Annotated in this window: 3 protein-coding genes and 1 pseudogene; all 4 read right to left on the bottom strand. The window is 31.7% G+C overall.

The features are described from left to right. A partial coding sequence (locus ACH2BG_RS12255; protein WP_395047978.1) for a transposase occupies positions 1 to 265 on the bottom strand: 265 nt, incomplete at its 3' end. Between the two features lie 163 nt (positions 266 to 428). Then, the gene (locus ACH2BG_RS12250; protein ID WP_395047977.1) at positions 429 to 1,004 is read right to left on the bottom strand and encodes a hypothetical protein; all 576 of its coding nucleotides are present in this window, start codon (positions 1,002 to 1,004) and stop codon (positions 429 to 431) included. Positions 1,005 to 1,300: 296 nt separating this feature from the next. After that, a complete protein-coding gene (locus ACH2BG_RS12245; protein WP_395047976.1) occupies positions 1,301 to 1,948 on the bottom strand; it encodes a DUF4145 domain-containing protein in 648 nt (215 codons plus the stop codon). 399 nt (positions 1,949 to 2,347) lie between these two features. Next, positions 2,348 to 2,591: pseudogene (locus ACH2BG_RS12240) on the bottom strand (molecular chaperone HtpG); the annotation flags it as partial.

Below are 2,591 nucleotides of genomic sequence, written 5' to 3'. Positions count from 1 at the left end.
CTAAAATTGATTTCGCTGTAAATTTTTTAAAATCTCGAATCAAGTCAGATAGTGTTGCTTCTTGTGATTGTATTATCATGTGGATATGATTACTCATTATGACATATCCGTACAAAATCATTCCTTTATTCTGGATGCAATAATTTAAACTTTCAATTATAACATCTTTATAAGTTTGTCTGGTAAAAACATCAATCCAATCTACAACGGTGAAAGTAATAAAATGCGGTAAAGTTTGGTCTCTTATTTTATATCCTTCTGACATTTCTTTATATCAAATATAATTATTTATCGTATTAGTAAACAATTGTGTTTGTTGCCTATTGGATTGGGTGCGAAGTCGGAGACATTCTCACAGCAGCCCAGAATTTAAATAACGTTTTTTTTAACACTCCGAGCAGCTGGGTGTTATGCACAGTTTCTTGTCTTCAATTAGATTTTTCTCGTCTAATCTCTTTCATATAAGTTTCGGTCTTTTTCCATTCAATAATATTTCCCATAGCTAAAGTTCCTAAGCCAAAAACCAAACCTTTTATAATTATTGATATTTCCCTACTATTAAGAAAATATGGATTATAGTTTGCATCATCATAATTCATACTTGTCATAAGACTAACAAACGATTCGAAAAACCACCCAATATTCATCAACATTGATACAAATAATAAAAAATATATTTTGTCTCCAAGTTTTTTAAAAAGTAAAAGTAAAGGAAAAATAGAATTCATAGTTAGCATCAACCAATATGCCCACCAATATGGACCTGTCGCTCTATTTATAAATGAATATTTTTCTGAGTGAGGAAAAATTAGCAATAAAAACAGACCAATTATAACTCCGATTGAATAAACAATTATCACCCATTTAAGAATATTTTTAGCATTATAAACATCTATTTTTTTTAAAATTAGTTTAGTCAAAACGACTAAAAGGACACTAAAAAAAATTCCATTTATTATGTTATCTGAAATAAATTTCACTATTTCTGTATAAAAGTCTACCATATTTCTTTTTAAAATTTATTTTTTCTGACTTTCGGTTTTTGGCTGAAATTGTGCATAACGTCAGTTCATCTAAAAACCTAAAATAAGTCTCTGAGAATCCAATATTTGAGATTTTTCAAAGATAGGAGTGCGAGAACAAAAACTCAAAATGAAGGTTATTAGACAGTTTGACGTTTTGCTGCTTTGGGATGGCTGGAAGTTCGTAACCGCTCAATTTTAGGCTTAACGAAAACTTGATGCGAAATGGTAATTCCACTAAACTCCAGCTAGCTTAAAACAGCTGTTGTGAACTGGCTTTATTTACCGTCTCTCTTATTAATTGCTTGTTTAAGATTTTCTGGGACAGTTTCTTCATAAAATTTATCAATTTCATTCGGTTGAGTAATCATAACATCAGATATTATATTAACAAAGGCAAATAACTTTCGTGCAATTTCAATATTATCTTTTAAATCAATAACGCCTGGATGTACAGCATTGTTTCCAACAACTCGTACTGTATCTAATGCTTTTTGCATCTTTACTGGAAGCCCTTTTGTCACAAGATTTCCAATATCAGTATTTATATTTTTTCCAGGTTCACCTAAATGGATGCATAGTTTTTGAATTGCTAATCTCAAAAGAGCAACTGCACCTCTTGGGGATAATTCGATAATATTTCGAGCTTCATTATAATCTTCTTTTATATTTACAGGTAAATCAGGATTGGGTAAAGGTGCGGTTCCACTATATGGATATATCATTTTGTTTTCTTTCCAAAAAGATTGTTCACCACAATGAGAACATTCAGAAATATAATTGTTTTCTATTGTTCCACTTAAATGTATTCCGTTGATATTTCTAGAAGCTTTAGCTGTTATGTACCAATGTTGTTTAGCATAAGCCCCACAAAAAGGACAATTAAATGCGGATTCTTCAAATTGCGGATATTTTATATTTATCATTTTCTTTTTTTAAGCTTGCTCACAACTCATCTAGATGTATTACAAAACTATATCAAGCCACCCAATACTGGGTAGATACGGATGGCAAAAGTCATACTATAACTAAATCCAAATATATAAATAATTCTTTACAAATAGTTGAATGCTTTATTTAATAAGTGAATTGGTTTAAGGAGTATTTTTATGAAAACAAAAACATCCTTTGAGCCCGATTCTTTTCGGGCTTAAAGATACAGTAGAAAGCGGGAGCAGGCGTCTTGTAAAAACGTTGCTGCTGCTCCCTACATTTTCTATCAAAAAAAAGCTGCCCAAAGTTGGACAGCTCAATTGTATGGAATATCCCAAAACAAGTTCGGGGTTCGCGTTTTACACCATTTTGCAATAAAATGGGTTTTTGACTTATTTAATTAGTTCAAAACTTCTTTTTACAAATGCAGTTAAGGCTTCGCCTTTTAGCAAGTTTTGAGAAAGTTTAGCTAAGTCAAGTGCTTGTTTTACTAGGCTTTCTTGAGCGTCTTTGTCTTTATTGTTCAGGATGCTGGTGGCCAATTCAGAGTTGGTGTTTACCACTAAATTGTACATTTCTGGCATGTTGCCCATTCCGAACATTCCGCCACCGCCGCTTTGGCTCATTTCTTTCATA

Source organism: Flavobacterium sp. (assembly GCF_043779715.1).
Taxonomy (GTDB): Bacteria; Bacteroidota; Bacteroidia; order Flavobacteriales; family Flavobacteriaceae; genus Flavobacterium.
This window is presented reverse-complemented; position numbering and strand designations above follow the sequence as displayed.